This window comes from Flavobacterium nitrogenifigens, from assembly GCF_003254565.1.
Classification (GTDB): domain Bacteria; phylum Bacteroidota; class Bacteroidia; order Flavobacteriales; family Flavobacteriaceae; genus Flavobacterium; species Flavobacterium nitrogenifigens.
Map to the genome: position 1 here is coordinate 69,216 of NZ_QJRI01000172.1, position 18,935 is coordinate 88,150.

General features: G+C 34.1%; 17 protein-coding genes. 8 read left to right on the forward strand and 9 right to left on the reverse strand.

Annotation, left to right across the window (positions count from 1 at the left end; genetic code table 11):
- Nucleotides 1-136: 136 nt before the first annotated feature.
- From DM397_RS09495 to miaB, 8 genes are all read right to left on the reverse strand, one after another.
- The gene (locus tag DM397_RS09495) at nucleotides 137-493 is read right to left on the reverse strand and encodes a four helix bundle protein (protein ID WP_111377419.1); all 357 of its coding nucleotides are present in this window, start codon (nucleotides 491-493) and stop codon (nucleotides 137-139) included.
- Between the two features lie 86 nt (nucleotides 494-579).
- On the reverse strand, nucleotides 580-855 hold the full coding sequence (locus DM397_RS09500; RefSeq protein ID WP_008467105.1) for a co-chaperone GroES: 276 nt from the start codon (nucleotides 853-855) through the stop codon (nucleotides 580-582).
- Between the two features lie 144 nt (nucleotides 856-999).
- Nucleotides 1,000-1,344 carry a preprotein translocase subunit SecG gene (secG, locus tag DM397_RS09505; protein ID WP_111365084.1) on the reverse strand — a complete coding sequence of 115 codons (345 nt, stop codon included), beginning with the start codon at nucleotides 1,342-1,344 and terminating at the stop codon, nucleotides 1,000-1,002.
- 3 nt (nucleotides 1,345-1,347) lie between these two features.
- On the reverse strand, nucleotides 1,348-3,063 hold the full coding sequence (locus DM397_RS23905) for a tetratricopeptide repeat protein (protein WP_185957093.1): 1,716 nt from the start codon (nucleotides 3,061-3,063) through the stop codon (nucleotides 1,348-1,350).
- Between the two features lie 96 nt (nucleotides 3,064-3,159).
- The gene (locus DM397_RS09515; RefSeq protein WP_111377308.1) at nucleotides 3,160-3,663 is read right to left on the reverse strand and encodes an LptE family protein; all 504 of its coding nucleotides are present in this window, start codon (nucleotides 3,661-3,663) and stop codon (nucleotides 3,160-3,162) included.
- A 100-nt stretch (nucleotides 3,664-3,763) separates the two neighbouring features.
- Nucleotides 3,764-5,023, reverse strand: coding sequence for a sigma-54 interaction domain-containing protein (locus DM397_RS09520; protein WP_111377309.1), 1,260 nt, complete (start codon nucleotides 5,021-5,023; stop codon nucleotides 3,764-3,766).
- Between the two features lie 130 nt (nucleotides 5,024-5,153).
- Nucleotides 5,154-5,525, reverse strand: a complete 372-nt coding sequence (locus tag DM397_RS09525) for a GxxExxY protein (protein WP_111377310.1) — start codon at nucleotides 5,523-5,525, stop codon at nucleotides 5,154-5,156.
- Nucleotides 5,526-5,612: 87 nt separating this feature from the next.
- Nucleotides 5,613-7,058 (reverse strand): tRNA (N6-isopentenyl adenosine(37)-C2)-methylthiotransferase MiaB, encoded by a 1,446-nt coding sequence (gene miaB / locus DM397_RS09530; protein ID WP_111377311.1) that lies wholly within the window; start codon nucleotides 7,056-7,058, stop codon nucleotides 5,613-5,615.
- 371 nt (nucleotides 7,059-7,429) lie between these two features.
- On the opposite strand from miaB, the gene topA reads away from it, so the two are divergent.
- The 8 genes from topA (at nucleotide 7,430) to DM397_RS09570 (ending at nucleotide 18,426) form a co-directional block, all read left to right on the forward strand.
- Nucleotides 7,430-9,958, forward strand: a complete 2,529-nt coding sequence (gene topA, locus DM397_RS09535) for a type I DNA topoisomerase (RefSeq protein ID WP_111377312.1) — start codon at nucleotides 7,430-7,432, stop codon at nucleotides 9,956-9,958.
- Nucleotides 9,959-9,966: 8 nt separating this feature from the next.
- Nucleotides 9,967-11,118, forward strand: coding sequence for a formimidoylglutamase (locus tag DM397_RS09540; protein ID WP_111377313.1), 1,152 nt, complete (start codon nucleotides 9,967-9,969; stop codon nucleotides 11,116-11,118).
- A gap of 262 nt (nucleotides 11,119-11,380) precedes the next feature.
- Nucleotides 11,381-12,775: a T9SS ring complex lipoprotein PorK/GldK gene (gene porK / locus DM397_RS09545; RefSeq protein WP_111377314.1), complete on the forward strand. Its 1,395-nt coding sequence runs from the start codon at nucleotides 11,381-11,383 to the stop codon at nucleotides 12,773-12,775.
- A gap of 55 nt (nucleotides 12,776-12,830) precedes the next feature.
- The gene (porL, locus tag DM397_RS09550) at nucleotides 12,831-13,478 is read left to right on the forward strand and encodes a type IX secretion system motor protein PorL/GldL (RefSeq protein ID WP_008467092.1); all 648 of its coding nucleotides are present in this window, start codon (nucleotides 12,831-12,833) and stop codon (nucleotides 13,476-13,478) included.
- 51 nt (nucleotides 13,479-13,529) lie between these two features.
- Nucleotides 13,530-15,071 carry a type IX secretion system motor protein PorM/GldM gene (porM, locus tag DM397_RS09555; protein WP_111377315.1) on the forward strand — a complete coding sequence of 514 codons (1,542 nt, stop codon included), beginning with the start codon at nucleotides 13,530-13,532 and terminating at the stop codon, nucleotides 15,069-15,071.
- A 45-nt stretch (nucleotides 15,072-15,116) separates the two neighbouring features.
- Nucleotides 15,117-16,106 carry a type IX secretion system ring subunit PorN/GldN gene (gene porN, locus DM397_RS09560; RefSeq protein ID WP_111377316.1) on the forward strand — a complete coding sequence of 330 codons (990 nt, stop codon included), beginning with the start codon at nucleotides 15,117-15,119 and terminating at the stop codon, nucleotides 16,104-16,106.
- A gap of 179 nt (nucleotides 16,107-16,285) precedes the next feature.
- Nucleotides 16,286-17,275 carry a type IX secretion system ring subunit PorN/GldN gene (porN, locus tag DM397_RS09565; protein ID WP_111377420.1) on the forward strand — a complete coding sequence of 330 codons (990 nt, stop codon included), beginning with the start codon at nucleotides 16,286-16,288 and terminating at the stop codon, nucleotides 17,273-17,275.
- 77 nt (nucleotides 17,276-17,352) lie between these two features.
- Nucleotides 17,353-18,426: an NAD(P)/FAD-dependent oxidoreductase gene (locus tag DM397_RS09570; protein ID WP_111377317.1), complete on the forward strand. Its 1,074-nt coding sequence runs from the start codon at nucleotides 17,353-17,355 to the stop codon at nucleotides 18,424-18,426.
- Here the strand turns inward: DM397_RS09570 and DM397_RS09575 are convergent.
- On the reverse strand, nucleotides 18,407-18,790 hold the full coding sequence (locus tag DM397_RS09575; protein ID WP_111377318.1) for a DUF983 domain-containing protein: 384 nt from the start codon (nucleotides 18,788-18,790) through the stop codon (nucleotides 18,407-18,409). The two genes, DM397_RS09570 and DM397_RS09575, sit on opposite strands and share 20 nt — an antisense overlap.
- Nucleotides 18,791-18,935 lie beyond the last annotated feature (145 nt).

Genomic DNA, 18,935 nt, shown 5'->3' on the forward strand with positions numbered 1-18,935 from the left:
GTAGGCTTTAAGCTTTAGGCTTTTTCTACTGCTGTTAATAATTTTTTTTATGCTTTACGCAGTAGGCTTTAAGCTTTAGGCTTTTCTACTGTGGGTTTCAGTTACAGCATAGTGCTTATTGCCTATGGCTTACAGCTTATTGCTGAACTAATACTTGCTTTAGTTTGTAAATTTTACTTTTTATACTGTTGATTTTTTCTATTTGATTTTCTGCAATTTCACTATTTAAATATTGCAGATCTCGAGCTAAAATCAATAAGTATTCTGTTTCATTTGCAGAACCTAAAGCAATGTTGAGAAATTGATTAAATTCTTTGTCGCTATTTCTTCCACATCCTTCACTAATATTTGTTGGGATTGAGGAAGATGCCCTTCTAATCTGACTTGTTAATCCGTATAACTCCTCTTTTGGAAAAAGAGATGTTAATTTATAGATTTCTAAAGTTAAAGAATGGCTAAGCTGCCAAATGTCATATTTTTTAAAATCTCTCATTTTTTTGTTGGCTTTAAGCTTTAGGCAGTAGGCTATAGGCATTTTGTGAAAGCTTATAGCTTAAAGCTTACGGCTTACAGCAATCTTTAGATAATTGCAAGGATATCGTCCTCACGCATAATCAAATAATCAGTACCTTCTAATTTTAATTCAGTACCAGCATATTTTCCGTAAAGAACAGTATCACCAACTTTTACAGTCATAGTGTGATCTTTAGTTCCGTTTCCTACTGCAACTACAGTTCCTTTTTGTGGTTTCTCTTTGGCAGTATCTGGAATAAAAATACCTGAGGCAGTTTTAGTTTCAGCTGCAACAGGCTCAATAAGTACGCGGTCTGAAAGCGGTTTAATGTTTAAAGCCATGATTTTATATTATTATAAGTTATACGATTTTTTTTCTGTTCTATAAACTTTCAGAAACTATGCCATGCTAGAAAAACTGACATTATTTCTTAAAAAAAATGCCAGCTTTGACAGGCTGGCATTAGATTTTATATAGAGCTTCTATTATTTAGCTGGTGCTGGAGTTGCAGGAGCTGGTGTAGTTCCTTGCGCTGGAGCTGCAGGTGCATTTGCTGGAGCCTCAGTTTTGTCAATAATTTTAGATTCTGTATCGCTTAAAGATCCAGAGAAGCTTAAGCTTGAAAGTAAAATTAGCACAATTAAAACAGTAGCTAAAGTCCAAGTACTTTTATCTAAAAAGTCAGTTGTTTTTTGTACTCCACCTAACATTTGAGTTCCGCTGATAGTAGACGATAATCCGCCTCCTTTAGGGTTTTGTACCATGATAACTACGATCAATAGAAAACAAACTATTGTGATTAAAACTAAAAAAATTGAAAATGTGCTCATTACTTAATTATTGTTATTGTTATTTTGTTGTAAAATCTTTATATCCGATATGCGGTCTGCAAAGAAAGTAATTTTTTCTGGATATTTCAAAATTAATATTTCATAAGCTTGAATTGCTTTTGTATATTTCTTTTGTTCCAGATATACTCTGGCCAGAGTCTCGGTCATTAGATACGAATTGTCCTCTACTGGGGGCTCAATTTGAACTACTGGAGCACTTGTTCCAGGTTTAATTGGAGAGATTTTCGGATTGGTTTCGATAAATTTATCGATAATTTCAGCCTTCTTTTGTCTCTCTTCTTCTTTCGCAGCTTCAATTTTAGCTTGTTCTTCTGGAGAAAGTTCGTTTGAGCGGTCAATAGGTTCTGTTCGAGATAATTGAAGCCATTCTTGGAACGAATGTTTTTCGCTAAGAGAAAAATCCAAAGGTTTTCCAATTTCTAAATGTTCTGCAGCCGTTTTAGCAGGTTCATTAGGCTCTTCTTCTTCGATTATTTCTTCAATCGGTTCTTCGTTTTCTTCTTGAATTTCCTCTTCTTCTTTATCCTCAGATTGCAGAACTTCTAGAATCTCTTCTTTTGGCTCTTCAGGCGCTTTTGTTTCAGCTTCTTTAATTGAAGAAAGAATAGATCTTTCAACAGAATTCATTTTAAATTCCGGAATAATCATTTCTTCAATAACGCTGTCATCTTCGTCTTCTTCAACCGAATTTAAAATAGGCTGTTCTACAATAGGCTCAGTTTTTATTTCCTCCGCTTTTGCAGATTGTTCAATAGTTGCAGCTTCCGATTCTTTAATCGAACTTAAAATCGAATTTTCAATACGATCAAATTTATGTTCTTCAACTGCAATTATAGATTCAGGTTCAGTTACAGAAGGAGTTTCAGCAACTTTAATAGAACTTAAAATAGAATTTTCAACACGATCAATTTTAGGCTCTTCCGTTATTATTGTTTCTTCTTCAGTTTCTTCTGCTAAAATTTCAGTTTCCTCTTCTTTTTCAATATTTGAAATGGAATCTGTAGAATCAATTTTATTTTCTGTTTCGATTACTGGTTTTTCAAAAGTAATCGAATGAGCTTCTTTGATAGCAAGGAAAATAGACGGATCTATTTCTGGAAGTTTTTTAGGCTCTTCTATTATTACTGGTTTCTCAAAAGTAACAGAATGCGCTTCTTTTATGGCCAGAAAAATAGAAGGGTCAATTTCAGGAACTTTTTTAGGTTCTTCAATAATTACAGGTTCTTCTGCTTTTAAAGGTTCCTGTGCTTTTACTGGTTCTTCGATTTTTGTAACCGAAGGAGTTTCAATTGAAGAAATAGGTGCTTCTTTAATCGTTTCCGAAACAGGCTGTTCTTCAAGATCTGTTTTTATTTCAATAGCTTTCTGGATCTGTTCAGGTGAAATGATTTCGCTGTCAAAAACTGTTATTTCAAGAAGATCTCTCAATTTTTGCTCGTAGAAATCATTCTGAATAGAAGTGAAAGCTTCAGACGTAATGAAATCAAATAAAACAGAACGATCTGCTGTATGTGCAGCTGTCACCTTTAAAGCATAATTATACTTAAAACTGTTTTGATTGTAAAGTCCTTTTAATCGCAATGCGCGTGCACTTTGAAAATACGGAAATTCATTCAAAACACTGCCTAATGCATCCGCTTGCTTTTCTGTAATAGCATCGGGTTTGTTCATTAAGTAGGTATAATCGCTGACGTTCATTCTTTATTTTTGGTTTAATCGGTTAATTGTTTAATGTTTTTGGTTGTTTTATCGATTAAACGGTTGTACGATTAAACGATTCAACAAACAGCAAAACTACCATTTTGCTAATGATTCATTGAAGATATCCTGTGTAATTCTTTCAAAAATAACTCTGATTGCTTCGCTTAAAACAGATCCTGTTGGTAGGTCTCTTCCTGGGAAGTCGTAATAGAATTCGAAAGATTTTTCAAAATCATCGGTTTCTTTCTTTTTATTCATAAAACGAACATTAACACGAATCGATAAACGGTTTTGCGCAGCCTGCTGATCTGCGGTTGCAGTCATCGGCGTAATTCTGTAATCTGTAATTTCTCCTTCGTAAACCAAATCACCGCCATTGCTAACTAAGTTTAAATTGGTTTGATTCATAATCAAATCCTGCAAAGCCAAAGTGAAAATTCTGTCAATTCCCGGTTCAATTAAGTCTGCATTATTCTGAAAGAAGTTAACTTGAAATGTTTTAGCATCGATTTTTCCAGTTCCTGTAAAGTTATAAACAGAACAGCCACTCAGCATAAAAAGGCTTAATAATGCGAAAAGAGAATATATTTTTTTCATAATATTTAAGAGGAAATCCCAATTTTTAAATTCCAAATTCCAATTGCGCCAAATATAGATAATTGGAATTTGGAATTTCGAAATTGTAATTTAATTATTTTTATAGATCGAATTGCTTGATTTTACGGTATAAAGTTCTTTCAGAAATACCTAGTTCATCTGCAGCAGCTTTACGTTTTCCTTTGTTTTTTTCTAATGATTTTTTGATCATTTCGATTTCTTTTTGTTCCAAACGTAAAATTTCTTCTTCTTCGATGGTTTCGGCAAACAAATAATTATCGTCTTGCATCTGATAATTGTCTTCTCGAACAGTAGGCGTTGTCATAACAGCGGTTCTTGGTTCTTCTTCAAAATCAATTTCGCTGTCGTTTTGCTGATTTCCGTAAATTTTCTGAATCAGATTCGGATTAATATCCTGTACTTTAGAAGTTCCGTTTTTCATTAACTCCAAAGTCAGTTTTTTCAAATCGTTCAAATCGCTTCTCATATCAAAAAGCACTTTATACAAAATGTCTCTTTCTGTGCTAAAGTCACTTTCTTTTTTACTGTCGTTGATAACAGAAGGCAAATTGCTTCCTTCAGCTGGCAAATAAGATTGTAAAGTAGCAAGACTAATATCGCGATTGGTTTCTAAAACAGAAATCTGTTCTGCTACATTTCGAAGCTGACGAATATTTCCACTCCATCTGAATTTTTGCAAAAGCTGAACAGCATCATCATCCAGTCTTAAAGGAGGCATTTTGTATTTGTGGGCAAAATCGGCCACAAATTTTCTGAACAATAAATGAATATCGTCATTTCTTTCGCGTAAAGGAGGTAAAGTAATTTCTACTGTACTTAAACGATAGTACAAATCTTCACGGAATTTTCCTTTTTCGATTGCATTGAATAAGTTCACGTTGGTCGCAGCAACAATTCTCACATTGGTTTTTTGAACCTGAGACGAACCTACTTTAATAAATTCTCCGTTTTCCAAAACACGAAGCAATCTTACTTGAGTTGTTAATGGTAATTCTCCAACTTCATCTAAGAAGATTGTTCCGCCATCTGCTACTTCAAAATAACCTTCACGTGTGCTTGTAGCGCCTGTAAAAGCTCCTTTTTCGTGCCCAAAAAGTTCACTGTCAATTGTTCCTTCTGGAATTGCACCGCAGTTTACGGCAATATATTTACCATGCTTTCTGTGCGAAAGCGAATGTATAATTCTAGGAATATTTTCTTTACCAACACCACTTTCTCCAGTTACCATAACCGAAATATCAGTTGGAGCAACCTGAATGGCTTTTTCAATGGCACGATTTAATTTCGGATCATTACCAATAATCTCAAATCGCTGTTTTATTGCTTGAACTGTTTCCATAGTTTTTTGTTTCAAGTTTTTTATTGTTTCAGGTTTCAAGTTTTTAGTTTGACCTTTAACTTTTTAAACTTTTGGCTTGTAATTTTTATCTTTTGCCACAGATTAAAGTGATTAACACAGATTTTCTAAATTATAAAATATATCTTTTGTATTGAAGAGATTTTGTTTGAAAATTTACAAGTAAGCCTACTTCTGAATCTGATATTTTTATGTAATTTAAAATCTGAGCAATGTGCTCGCTTGAAAATTCTCTTATTGCTTTTACCTCTAAAACAATGTCTTCATTAATAATGAAATCTGCATAAAATTTATGAGCTAAAACTTTTCCTTTATATTCAATCGAATATTCTTTCTCTCTTTCAAAAGGAATATTATTTTCTTTAAATTCTACTTCTAAAGCATCTTTGTAAACCACTTCTAATAAACCTGGCCCAAGATTTCGGTGTACTTCCATACAAATCCCAATAATCTTGTAAGTCTCTTTTTCTTTATAATGTTGCATAAAACAGTTAATTTTTATCAAGATTTAAAAGTAAGAAAAATATTAAAAAAAATCTTTCTAATCCTTTTAATCTGTGGCAAAAAAAAACTAATTCATGCTACTAAGCCCTACACCTTCACCTTTTAAAGTTCCACTTGTACAGCTTGTGATTTTTACATTTACGAAATCTCCAATTTTATAATTTTCTTTTGGGAAAACTACCGTTATGCTTTGAGAATTTCTTCCTGAGAATTCGTCTTTAGATTTCTTAGAAACTTTCTCAACTAAAACTTCAACTGTTTTTCCAACAAATTCCTCGCTTCTAAACCAAGCGTGCTTTTGCTGTAAATCGACAATTTCCTGTAATCTTCTAGCTTTTGTTTCCTCTTCAACATCATCTTTCATTTTTCTTCCAGCCAAAGTTCCTGGGCGCTCAGAATACGAGTACATATAACCGAAATTATATTTTACATATTCCATCAAACTCATTGTATCTTGATGATCTTCTTCTGTTTCTGTAGGGAAACCAGCAATCATATCTTGCGAAATCGAAGCATCTGGAACAATAGCTCTAATTTTGTCAATCAAAGCCATGTATTCTTCACGAGAGTGCAAACGATTCATTTCTTTTAAAATTCGGTTACTTCCAGACTGAACCGGTAAGTGAATATGTTTGCAGATATTAGGATATTTTGCAATAACATGTAAAATACTCTCATGCATATCCTGCGGATTTGAAGTCGAAAATCGAATACGCATTTTTGGGAAACCAACAGCAACCATTTCAAGCAATTGATCGAAATCTACTGCAGTTGCTTTCTGCATTTCAGAAGCATTTACAAAATCTTTTTTCAATCCGCCACCGTACCAAAGATAACTGTCAACGTTTTGTCCAAGAAGTGTAACTTCTTTATAGCCGTTATTCCATAAATCCTGAATTTCATTCATGATACTTTGTGGTTCACGGCTTCTTTCGCGTCCGCGTGTAAAAGGCACAACACAGAACGTACACATATTATCGCATCCGCGAGTAATAGAAACCAAAGCAGTAATTCCGTTGCTCATTAAACGAACAGGCGAAATATCTCCGTAAGTTTCCTCTTTTGATAAAATTACATTAATGGCGTCACGGCCTTCTTCAACTTCAGCCAATAAATTCGGAAGATCTTTATAAGCATCAGGACCAACAACAAGATCAACTATTTTTTCTTCTTCCAAAAACTGACTTTTCAAACGCTCAGCCATACAGCCCAAAACGCCCACTTTCATTTTCGGATTTGTACGTTTTACAGCGTTGTATTTTTCAAGACGCTTACGAATTGTCTGTTCAGCTTTATCACGAATAGAACATGTATTTACCAAAACCAAATCGGCTTCTTCTAGAACAGAAGTAGTGTTGTAACCTCCGTCAGATAAAATGGAAGCTACGACTTCACTGTCCGAAAAATTCATCGCACAGCCGTAACTTTCTATAAAAAGTTTTTTAGTATTCTCAGGTTTATTTTCCAAAACAAGACTTTCGCCCTGTTTGCTTTCTTCAATAATCTTTTCCATTGTAAAAATTCAAAGTGCAAAGATAGGGTAATTGAAATGAATATGACAAGATGTCAGATAAAGAATTAACAATGTTTTAAAAAATTTAGATAGCAGATTTTAGATTTTAGAATATGTGTTGTTTATCATTTGATATGTGCTAGTTGTAAGTTTAAATTTAACTGCGAAAAATCTAAAATCTAAAATCTGCTATCTAAAATAAAGGGATTTCTTGGTTAAAAATCACTAAAAGTTATACCTATATATATTATCGAGATTATTACAGATAAATCTGCAATTTTAAGTTTCATAATATCAAAATACCTCAAAAATGCATTCGTAAGGTTAATATTTAAAAAAAATAAATACTTTTGTTGCAGAAAAATAGAGCAATGGCAAAGAATTTAGTAATAGTGGAGTCACCTGCAAAGGCGAAAACGATCGAGAAATTTCTCGGAAGTGATTTTCAGGTGGAGTCAAGTTATGGTCACATAGCAGACTTACCATCAAAGGAAATAGGAGTAGATGTAGAAAATGGTTTTAAACCAAAATATGAAGTTTCTCCGGATAAAAAAGCCTTGGTAACGAAACTAAAATCACTTTCTAAGAATGCCGAAACGGTTTGGTTAGCATCCGATGAGGACCGCGAGGGAGAGGCTATTTCATGGCACTTGGCGGAAGAACTGAAACTTGATAGAAAAAAAACGAAACGTATTGTTTTTCATGAGATTACAAAATCTGCGATCCTTAAAGCAATCGATAATCCTAGAGAAATTGATTATAACTTAGTAAACGCACAACAAGCACGTCGTGTTCTGGATCGTTTAGTAGGTTATGAATTATCTCCTGTTTTATGGAGAAAAATCAAAGGCGGACTTTCAGCAGGTCGTGTACAATCTGTTTCTGTACGTTTGATTGTAGAGAGAGAACGCGAAATTCAAAGTTTTAATGCAGTTGCAACATATTCAATTGTTGCAGAATTTGTAAACGAAGCAGGAAAAGCTTTCAAAGCAAAATTGCCAAAAAACTTCAACACTAAAAAAGAAGCCGAAGATTTCTTAAATCAAAACATCGGTTCTAAATATAAGGTAGCCGATTTAGAAACTAAACCTACCAAAAAATCTCCAACAGCACCTTTTACAACTTCGACACTTCAGCAGGAAGCAGCGAGAAAATTGTATTTGCCAGTTGGAATTACCATGCAGTTAGCACAGCGTTTATATGAGGCCGGACTTATTACTTATATGAGAACCGATTCTGTAAATCTTTCTAAAGAGGCAATGGATGCTGCACAAGCAGAAATTATCAAATCTTACGGAAAAGAATTCTCTAAGCCAAGAGTTTTTGCTAATAAAAATAAAGGTGCACAAGAAGCGCACGAAGCAATTCGTCCAACAGATATGTCTCGACATACTGTAAATATTGATCGTGATCAAGCTCGTTTATACGATTTGATCTGGAAAAGAACTTTGGCTTCTCAAATGAGCGACGCACAGTTGGAAAGAACAAATGTGAAGATCGAAGCAGATAATCACGATGAGATTTTTACAGCTTCAGGAGAAGTATTGCTTTTTGAAGGTTTCTTAAAAGTATACTTAGAAGGTCATGATGATGACGAAGAAGAGCAAGAAGGAATGCTTCCAGCTTTAAAAGTAAACGAAAAACTGGCTAATAACTATATTACAGCTACAGAACGATATTCGAGACCACCAGCGCGTTATACTGAGGCGTCTTTGGTTAAAAAACTGGAGGAACTTGGAATTGGTCGTCCTTCGACTTATGCGCCAACAATTTCTACAATTATCAATAGAAATTATGTTGAAAAAGGAACTCTTGAAGGTGTAGAGCGTAATTATACACAGCTTACTTTGCAAAATAGTAAAGTAGGAGAAAAAGTGTTGAAAGAAAATACAGGTTCAGATAAAGGAAAATTGGTTCCTACTGATATCGGAACGATTGTTACTGATTTCTTGGTGAAGAATTTCGGAAACATTTTAGATTATAATTTCACTGCGAAAGTAGAACAGGATTTTGACGAAATTGCCGAAGGAAATATTGACTGGGCAAAAATGATGCAGGATTTCTACAATAAATTCCATCCAAATGTAAAAGAAGTTGAGGCCAACGCCGAACGTGAAAGCGGAGAAAGAATTTTAGGAAAAGATGCTGACGGAAGACAAGTTTCTGTTCGTTTAGGAAAATTTGGGCCCATGGCACAGATTGGAGAAGCAGACGATGAAGATAAAAAGTTTGCCAGCTTAATGGCAGATCAAAATATAGGAAACATAACGCTTGAAGAAGCTTTGAATTTATTCTTGCTTCCAAAAAGTTTAGGTGAATATAAAGGTGAAGAAGTTGAAGTAAATAACGGTCGTTACGGTCCTTATGTTCGTCACGGAAGCGTTTTTATCTCATTGCCAAGAGGAGAAGATCCTTTAAATGTTTCTAAAGAAAGAGCTCAAGAGTTAATTGACGAAAAAGCACTTGCTGATGCGCCAATTGCGGTTTATAAAGGAGAAGCTGTTCAAAAAGGAGTGGGGCGTTTTGGGCCATTCATTAAATGGAACGGTCTTTTTGTAAATGTGAGCAAGAAATATAATTTTGATAATCTTTCTCAAGCAGATGTTGAAGAATTGATTGAAGAAAAACTTCAGAAAAACATCGATAAGGTTATTCATAACTGGGAGGAAGAAGGAATTGTAGTAGAGAAAGCCCGCTGGGGACGTTCTGTGATTCTGAAAGGCAAAGTCAAAATTGAATTAAGCAAAGATGTTGATGCAACAAAATTAACATTAGCACAAGTTCAAGAAATGATTGCGGCTAAGACACCTGCTAAAAAAGCGCCTGCAAAGAAAACTGCAGCTAAAACAACAACTGCTAAAAAAGCTCCAGCTAAAAAAACAGCTGCTAAAAAGAAATAAGTATATAAATGGAATTTGATTTTCTAGAACCAGTTAATGATGGAATTATAAGATTCGTCGGAGGACTGTCTTCACAAGAGCTTGGAAGTAAAGTTGTTTTTCATACCCAAGATCAGTTTCCTGATATTGCGCAAATAAATATTGCTATTGTTGGTGTCTTAGAAGACCGCACAAATATCAATATGATTAACGAAGTTAATCTTTCTGCTGTGCGTAAAAAGCTTTATAGTATGTTTCCAGGTAACTGGGATGCTTCAATAGCGGACCTTGGGGATATACTTGCAGGCGATTCTGTAGAGGACACTTATTTTGCGTTAAAGAAAGTTACAGCAGCATTAATCAAGAATAAAGTCATACCTATAGTCCTAGGAGGTTCTCAGGATTTGACTTATGCTTTATATCGTGCTTACGATGATTTGGAGCAGATGGTAAATTTGGTTGCAGTTGATAATAAATTCGATTTTGGTAAAGAAAATGAGTCAGTTTCGGCTAATTCATATCTTACAAAAATCATTATTGATGAGCCAAATAACCTTTTTAACTACTGTAATATAGGATATCAAACTTATTATAATTCGCAAGAAGAAATCGATCTGATTGAGAAGCTGTTTTTTGATGCTTATCGTTTGGGTGAAATTTCAAATAAAATTACATTGGCCGAGCCAGTTTTTAGAGATGCAGACTTGGTTAGTATAGATTTGAATTCTGTAAAGTCTTCTGCTTCAGCAAACATGGTAACTTTTGAACCAAACGGATTCAACGGAAAAGAAATTTGTGCCTTGGCTAGATATGCTGGTATCAGTGATAAAGTTTCCTCTTTTGGCGTATTTAACCATAATAGTACATTGGCGGAATCAGCAATCATTGCTCAGATTGTATGGTATTTTATTGAAGGTTATCACTATCGCTCAAAAGAATATCCGTTTGGAAGTAGAGCCAATTATTTGAAATATATTGTGCCACTTGATGATGAAGAATTGATATTTTACAAAAGTGATAAAACAGACCGTTGGTGGATCGAAATTCCATACGAATCAAACGGCAGCAATAAACTGAAAAGAAATACGTTATTACCTTGTTCTTACGAAGAATATTTGTCGGCTTGCAATCAAGAATTGCCAGAAAGATGGTGGAAAGCGCAAAGAAAAAATGCTTTATAGATCGAAAATTTAAGTGAATTCTTAGGTTTTTAAAACCTGTTTAAAAAGGTTAAAATAAATTAGTAAGAAAATATTTATATAACATAAAAATTAACGTTTTACATCGATTTTTTACTACAGTTTGTCGATAAAATATTTTTTTTTTATTTTATTTAACATTATTTTTGAACGGTAAAATAAATTCGCAAGTAGTATTGTTTTTTAGATAAATAATAAATACGTTTACGGACTTTTAATAATGAATAGATAATCCCAAATTTATATGAAGAAGTTTATTGCATTTGCAGCAATGTTAACACTAGTAATCGGCTGTGGTAAGTCTGGTGACAAAGGTGAATTAGTCGGTGTTACAGGAGGGAAATGGCATCCCGAGAAGCCTTATGGAATGACATTAGTTCCGGGTGGATCTTTTATTATGGGTAAATCAGATGCTGATTTAGCTAACGTAGAAGATGCTCCAACTAAAACTGTAACTGTTCGTTCATTTTACATGGATGAAACTGAGATTACAAATAGTGAGTATCGTCAATTTGTGGAGTGGGTAAAAGACTCTACAATGAGAGTTCGTTTAGCAATCTTAGCAGACGAAACTGGGCAAAAAGCTACTGATGGAAAAGGTAAAAAAGGCGGAAGTATTGCTGATTACGCTTTTAATGATTCTGATCCAGAAAAAATGACAGCTTATGATAAATATATGTACGACAACTACTACAGTGTTGGTACAAAAGATGATCCATATGCTGGAAGAAAATTAAACAGAAAAGTAAAATTAATTAAAGATACAAAAGCTTATCCAGATGAGTATTACACAGAAGTAATGGATTCTATGTATTTGCCAATTGAAGAATCATACAATGGTTTAAGAACAATTGATGTAAATAAATTGAAATTCCGCTATTCTTGGATGGATATTCAAGCTGCTGCAAAAGCAAAAGTTGGAAAAAGAAGTGATTTCGTAAAAACTGAGCAGGTAAATGTTTATCCTGATACTGCAGTTTGGATTAAAGATTTCGCTTATTCATATAATGAGCCAATGCACAATGATTACTTCTGGCATAAGGCTTATGGAGATTATCCTGTTGTGGGTGTTACTTGGAAACAAGCTAAAGCATTCTGTGCTTGGAGAACTTTAAACAAAAACAGCTACATTAAATCAAAGAAAAAAGGACGTGACTTAGTAAATGCTTTCAGATTACCTACTGAAGCAGAATGGGAGTATGCTGCTAGAGGAGGTCTAGAGTCTGCAACTTACCCATGGGGTGGTCCTTATACTAAGAGTGATAGAGGTTGTTTCTTAGCTAACTTCAAACCAAGTAGAGGAGATTATGCTGCTGATGAAGCACTTTATACAGTTGAAGCTAAATCATACGATGTAAATGGTTACGGATTATACAACATGGCAGGAAACGTTTCTGAGTGGACAGATTCAGCTTATAATCCAAATGCTTACGAATATGTATCAACAATGAATCCAAACGTTATCGATGGTAAAAACCAAAGAAAAGTTGTTCGTGGAGGTTCTTGGAAAGACGTTGCTTATTTCCTGCAGGTAAGTACTCGTGACCACGAATATGCTGACTCAGCGAGAAGCTACATCGGATTCAGAACTGTACAAGATTACATGGGTACTCAAGTTACAGGAAACAGAAAAAAGTAATTTATAATTAATTCAATATCCAACAAATCTATTTTAAACCTAAAAAAAAAGTATTATGGCATTATTAAGTAAAAAAGCAATGAATTTCGCTTATGGTATGGGAGCGGCAGTGGTAATCGTTGGAGCGTTATTCAAAATTACTCACTTTGAGATTGGACCATTAACAGGTACAGTTATGCTTTCAGTAGGATTGGTTACTGAGGCGTTAATTTTTGCGCTTTCTGCTTTCGAACCAGTTGAAGAAGAACTAGATTGGACTCTAGTTTACCCAGAATTAGCTAACGGACAAGCTAGAGAGAAAAAAGCTAAAGCTGAAACTCCAACTGATGCTCAAGGATTATTATCTCAAAAATTAGACACATTATTAAAAGAAGCTAAAATTGACGGTGAATTAATGTCAAGTTTAGGAAACAGCATCAAAAACTTCGAATCTGCTGCTAAAGGAATTGCTCCAACTGTAGATTCAATCGCTGGACAAAAGAAATATTCTGAAGAATTATCTGTTGCAGCTGCTCAAATGGAATCATTAAACAGTTTATATAAAGTACAGTTAGAAAGCGCTTCTAGAAACGCTGAGGCTAACAAAGAAATCGCTGAAAATGCGTCTAAATTAAAAGAGCAAATGGCATCTATGACTGCAAATATTGCTTCTTTAAACAGCGTTTACGGTGGTATGCTTTCTGCAATGAGTAACAAAGGATAATTAGTTTTTAACTAAATATTAAATTTATTAATAAGAACTAATTAAAGTAAAATGGCAGGAGGAAAATTAACCCCTAGACAGAAGATGATTAACCTGATGTACCTGGTTTTCATCGCAATGTTAGCAATGAACGTATCAAAAGAAGTTATTTCTGCTTTTGGTTTGATGAATGAAAAATTTGAAGGTGCAAATAAAACATCAACAGAGACAAATGCAGGTTTATTAACTTCTTTGGATCAAAAAGCTGCTGAAGCAAAAGGAGAATTTGCAATTGCTGCAGTAACAGCTCACAAAGTTGAAACAATTACAAAAGAATTTTATGATTATATAGGTACTCTAAAAACTCAGGCTGTTAAAGGTTTCGAAGTTGATAAAGCAACAGGAAAAATGCCTTATGAGTCTATGGATAGAGGTGATAATATCGACGACTGGTTTACAGGAGATGGTTACACTAAAAAAGGTAACGAAATTATCGCTAAAATCGAAAAATATAAAGCTGATATCAAAGCTGCTTTAGGAACAGACAAAAAATACGCAGCAATTATTGCTGAGGTTGAGAAGAAATTTGATGTTTCTGATGTTAAAAACAAAGAGGGACTTAAAGAAAAATATTTAGCTTACCACTTTAAAGGATTCCCAGCTATTGCTTCTGCAGCTAAACTTTCAGCTTGGCAGAACGATGTTAAAAAGACTGAAACAGACGTTTACAACAGTGCATTAGGTAAAGCTGCAGTTGCTGCTGCTTCTTACAGCAACTACCAAGCAATAGTTGTTTTAGATAAAAATGCTTATTTCCAAGGCGAAAAAGTTACTGGTAAAGTTGTTTTAGGTCGTTATGACGAAAACACTACACCAACTTCTTTCCAAGGTCCTGGACAAATTGTAAACGGACAAGCTGTTATCTCTTTGACTGCTGGTGGAGTTGGAGAACAAGATATCAACGGACAATTTACTTTCTTAGAGGATGGAAAAAATATTCCTTTAAAATTCTCTGGTAAATATGTTGTGGTTCCAAGACCAAACGCTGCTACAATTTCTGCAGATAAAATGAACGTAGTATATAGAGGAGTTGTTAACCCAATCTCTGTATCTTTTGCTGGTGTTGACGCTAACAAAATTGTTGCAAGTGCTCCAGGTTTATCTTCTGCTGGAAAACCAGGAAAATATAACATGAGCCCAGGTCAAGGTACTGAAACTACAATTTCTGTAACTGGTACTTTACCAAACGGTGATAAAGTAACTGATAAGAAAACATTCAGAATTAAAGGTATTCCTGGTCCAACAGGAACAATTAGAGGTGAGATGGGAGTTGTTAAAGGTCCTAAATCTAACTTAGAGATTGCTACTATTGGAGCTAAACTTCTTGATTTTGATTTTGAAGTTGGTTTAGATGTTGTTGGATTCAATATGAAAATTGCTGGACAGCCTACAGTTGTTGTTACAGGAAACAAAATGAATGCACAATGTAAACAAGTACTTTCAAGAGCAGGTAAAGGAGACCAAGTTACTATTTCTGAAATTAAAACTAAACTTGTTGGAGCTGGTAGTTATTTATTGCCAAGAACAGCTCCTGTAATTTACGAAATACAATAATAAAGTAGTGTAAACTACGATTCAATATCTTATAACGATACCACGATGAAAGTAAGAAATTTATTAATAGCTATTGTTTCTATCGCTGGAGGTTTTGCTTCTAATGCGCAATCAAATTTGCTAAACGCTAAAACTCCTGATCAGATTGGACTTAAAACTCCAGCTCAATTAATCTCTGATAACGACAAGCCTTTGGCTTATGGTTATGTAGATGATAGAGATATCTTGATGGGAAAAACAACATGGGAGATCATTGATTTAAATGAAAAGATCAACTTTCCAATGTATTTTCCGGTAGATACTGCTAATATTGGTCCTAACAGACGTTCTCTTTATGACGTTTTAACTAAAGCTATTAAAGGTGGAAAAATTACTGAAGTTTATACTGACAGTTATTTCAACACTAAAAAATCTATGAAAGACATCGAAGGATCTTTATCTCGTATTGATACAACAGATGCAGGTAGAGAGTTAATTAACCAATATCCAGATGACTACAAATCACGTGTTGTGAAGAAAAAAGTGGTTTCTGGTAAAGGAAAAAACAAATCGGTTTCTTACGTAGAAGAGACAGTTGGACCAACAAGAACGGTTCCTGCTGAATACATCTTGAAACAAGATCTTACTGCTGCAGATGTTACTCAGTATAAAATTAAAGGATACTGGTATTTTGATAAACGCCAAAGTGAATTAAAATATCGTTTGCTAGGAATTTGCCCAGTAACCCCAGACGTTTATACAATGAATAGTGACGAAAAGGATTATATTGAATTGTTTTGGGTATTCTTCCCAAATGCCAGAGAAGCACTGCATGAAGCAAAAGCTTTTAATGACAACAACTCAGCTCTTCCAATCTCATTTGATCAGATTTTAAATTCAAGACGCTTTAATGCTGTTGTTTACAAAGAAGAAAACCTTTATGGAGACAGAGCAATTAGCGATTACATGAAAGACAACGCTCAAAATCAGTTGTTAGAATCTGAAAGAGTGAAAGAGAAAATTCGCAACTTCGAACAAGATATGTGGAACTACTAAGTTGATACATAGCATAATAATTAAAAAACTCTTACTACCTTTGTAGTAAGAGTTTTTTTTATGTCAAAAAGTTAACAACAGTATGATATAGATTAATATTTGATTTCTTTTTGATTATGTAAGAAAAATAACAATATTTGTAATGAAATTTCGTTTAATGTTCTGTAAAAATTATCATGATGAAAGTAGGAAATTTATTAATTGCTATTGTTGCTGTTCTCGGAAGCTTATCTTCTAATGCTCAGTCTAATTTACTTAATGCTAAAACTGCCGATCAGATCGGAGTTAAGACGGCAGCCCAAAAAATATTCGATAATGATAAACCTTTAGAGTATGGTTATGTAAATGATAGGGATATTTTGATGGGAAAAACAGTTTGGGAAATTATTGATTTGAATGAAAAAATCAATTTTCCATTATATTTTCCAGTAGATACTGCTAACATAGGTCCCGATAGGCGTTCTCTTTATGATGTTCTAACTAGAGGCATTAGGGATGGAAAAATTACAGAAGTTTACACAGATAGTTATTTTAATACAAAAAAGACTTTAAAAGATATTCAAGGGGCGTTGTCGCGTGTTGACACAACAGATGCAGGACGTGAACTAATTAATCAGTATCCTGATGATTATAGAACGCGTACTATTAAAAAGAAAGTGGTTACTGGCTCAGGAAAGAATAAAAAAGTGAATTATGTTGACCAGACAGTTGGGCCAACAAGAACGGTTCCCGCTGAATATATTTTAAAGCAAGATCTTACGGCTGCTGATGTTAGCCAATATAAAATTAAAGGATTTTGGTATTTTGATAAAAGACAAGGTGATTTAAAATACCGTCTACTTGGAATTTGCCCAGTTACTCCTGATGTTTATACCATGAATAGCGATGAAAAAGATTATATAGAGCTGTTTTGGGTTTTCTTTCCTAATGCGAGAGAAGTGTTGAATGAAGGAAAAGCCTTTAATGATAAAAACTCCGCCCTGCCTATTTCATTTGATCAGATTTTAAATTCGAGACGTTTCAATTCTGTAATATATAAGGAAGAGAATGTTTATGGTGATCGTGAAATTAAAGATTACATTAAGGATAATGCACAAAGCCAATTGTTAGAATCGGAGAGAGTGAAAGAGAAGATTCGTAATTTTGAAGAAGATATGTGGAATTACTAAGTTCATAAACTCATTATAAGAAAAACTCTTGCTACCTTTGTAGTAAGAGTTTTTTTTATTTATTTATATACTTCACAATGCTTGATTATTTAATTGTCGGATCTGGATTGGCTGGAATTTCTTTTGCCGAAGTCGCCCTTAAGAACAACAAAACAATTTTACTTTTAGATGATGAATCTCAAAATTCCTCTAGAGTTGCTGGTGGTTTGTACAATCCTGTAATCTTAAAGCGTTTTAGTGAGGTATGGAATGCAAAAGAGCAACTTGTTTTGATGAATGGCTTTTACGATCAAGTAGAAGAAAAACTAAAAGAGAAGTTCAATTTTAAAATGCCTGTTTTAAGAAAGTTTTTTTCCATTGAAGAGCAGAACAATTGGTTTGCGGCTTCAGATAAAATAAATCTTGCGCCTTTTTTGTCAACTAAACTAATTTCAAAGAAATATAACAGCATAGACTCGCCATTTGATTACGGAGAAGTTTTGCACACAGGATATGTCGATACGGCTTTATTGCTAGATGCCTATAGACAATATTTGCTTCAGAATGATTTATTGAGAAAAGAATCTTTTGAATTTAGTCACGTTAAGTTTTTAGATTCAGGAATTCAATATAAAGATATCCAAGTTCGTCATATCATTTTTGCAGAAGGTTTTGGAATGCATAAAAACCCCTTCTTTAATTATCTTCCACTAGATGGAACAAAAGGAGAATTGTTTATTATAAAAGCTCCAGATTTAAATCTAGATGTAATAGTGAATACCAGTGTTTTTATTTTGCCTCTGGGTGACGATTTGTTCAAGGTTGGAGCGACCTATAATTGGCATGATAAAACTGCTGAACCTACAGAAGAAGGTAAGCAAGAGCTTTTGGAGCGTATTAAAGAAATTATAACTTGCGATTTTGAAATAGTAAAACATTTTGCAGGAGTTCGACCAACGGTTGCAGACAGAAGACCTTTGCTTGGAACGCATGAACAGCATAAGTCTCTGCACATTCTAAACGGATTAGGTACAAGAGGTGTAATGCTTGGTCCAGCTATGGCGAAAGCATTATATGATCATATCGAGAATAATGTGCCGCTAGATAAAGAAGCTGACATTAAACGATTCCATAAAAGATATTTGAAAGGTCTTACTTTTGGCCAGCATTAGGATCGTAAGAAACAAACATATTAATGTATAAGTTTCTTGAGAGACGTAGAACGAATGGGAATAAAAGAACCAGCGTTATGATAATTGCTAAAAATGACTGCTCTATTGTGGTGTTGAAAAACACAAAAGAAACTATAAAAGCAGCGACCCCTACGGCTACATTTAGAGCATAACTAACATACATGGCACCATAAAAGAATGAAGGTTCAATCTGATATTTGAATCCGCAGTGGCTGCAATGCTCATTCATTTTGAGAACTTTACTTAAATGAAGCGGGTTTGTGTCTTCATACATGCTTTCTTTTTGGCATTTTGGACAACTTCCTGTTATTATGCTATTTAGTTTGGAGCCTCTTTTGAACATTTTAAGTAGATTTTATAGTCTTTAATTCACCTCATTTGTATTTGGATACCAGTGTGAATGGGAGTAATTATTTAAAGCAAATATAAGGTATTTTCAGGCTTTAAGCTATTAAATTAGGATAAAAACTTACAGCTTATGCTGATTT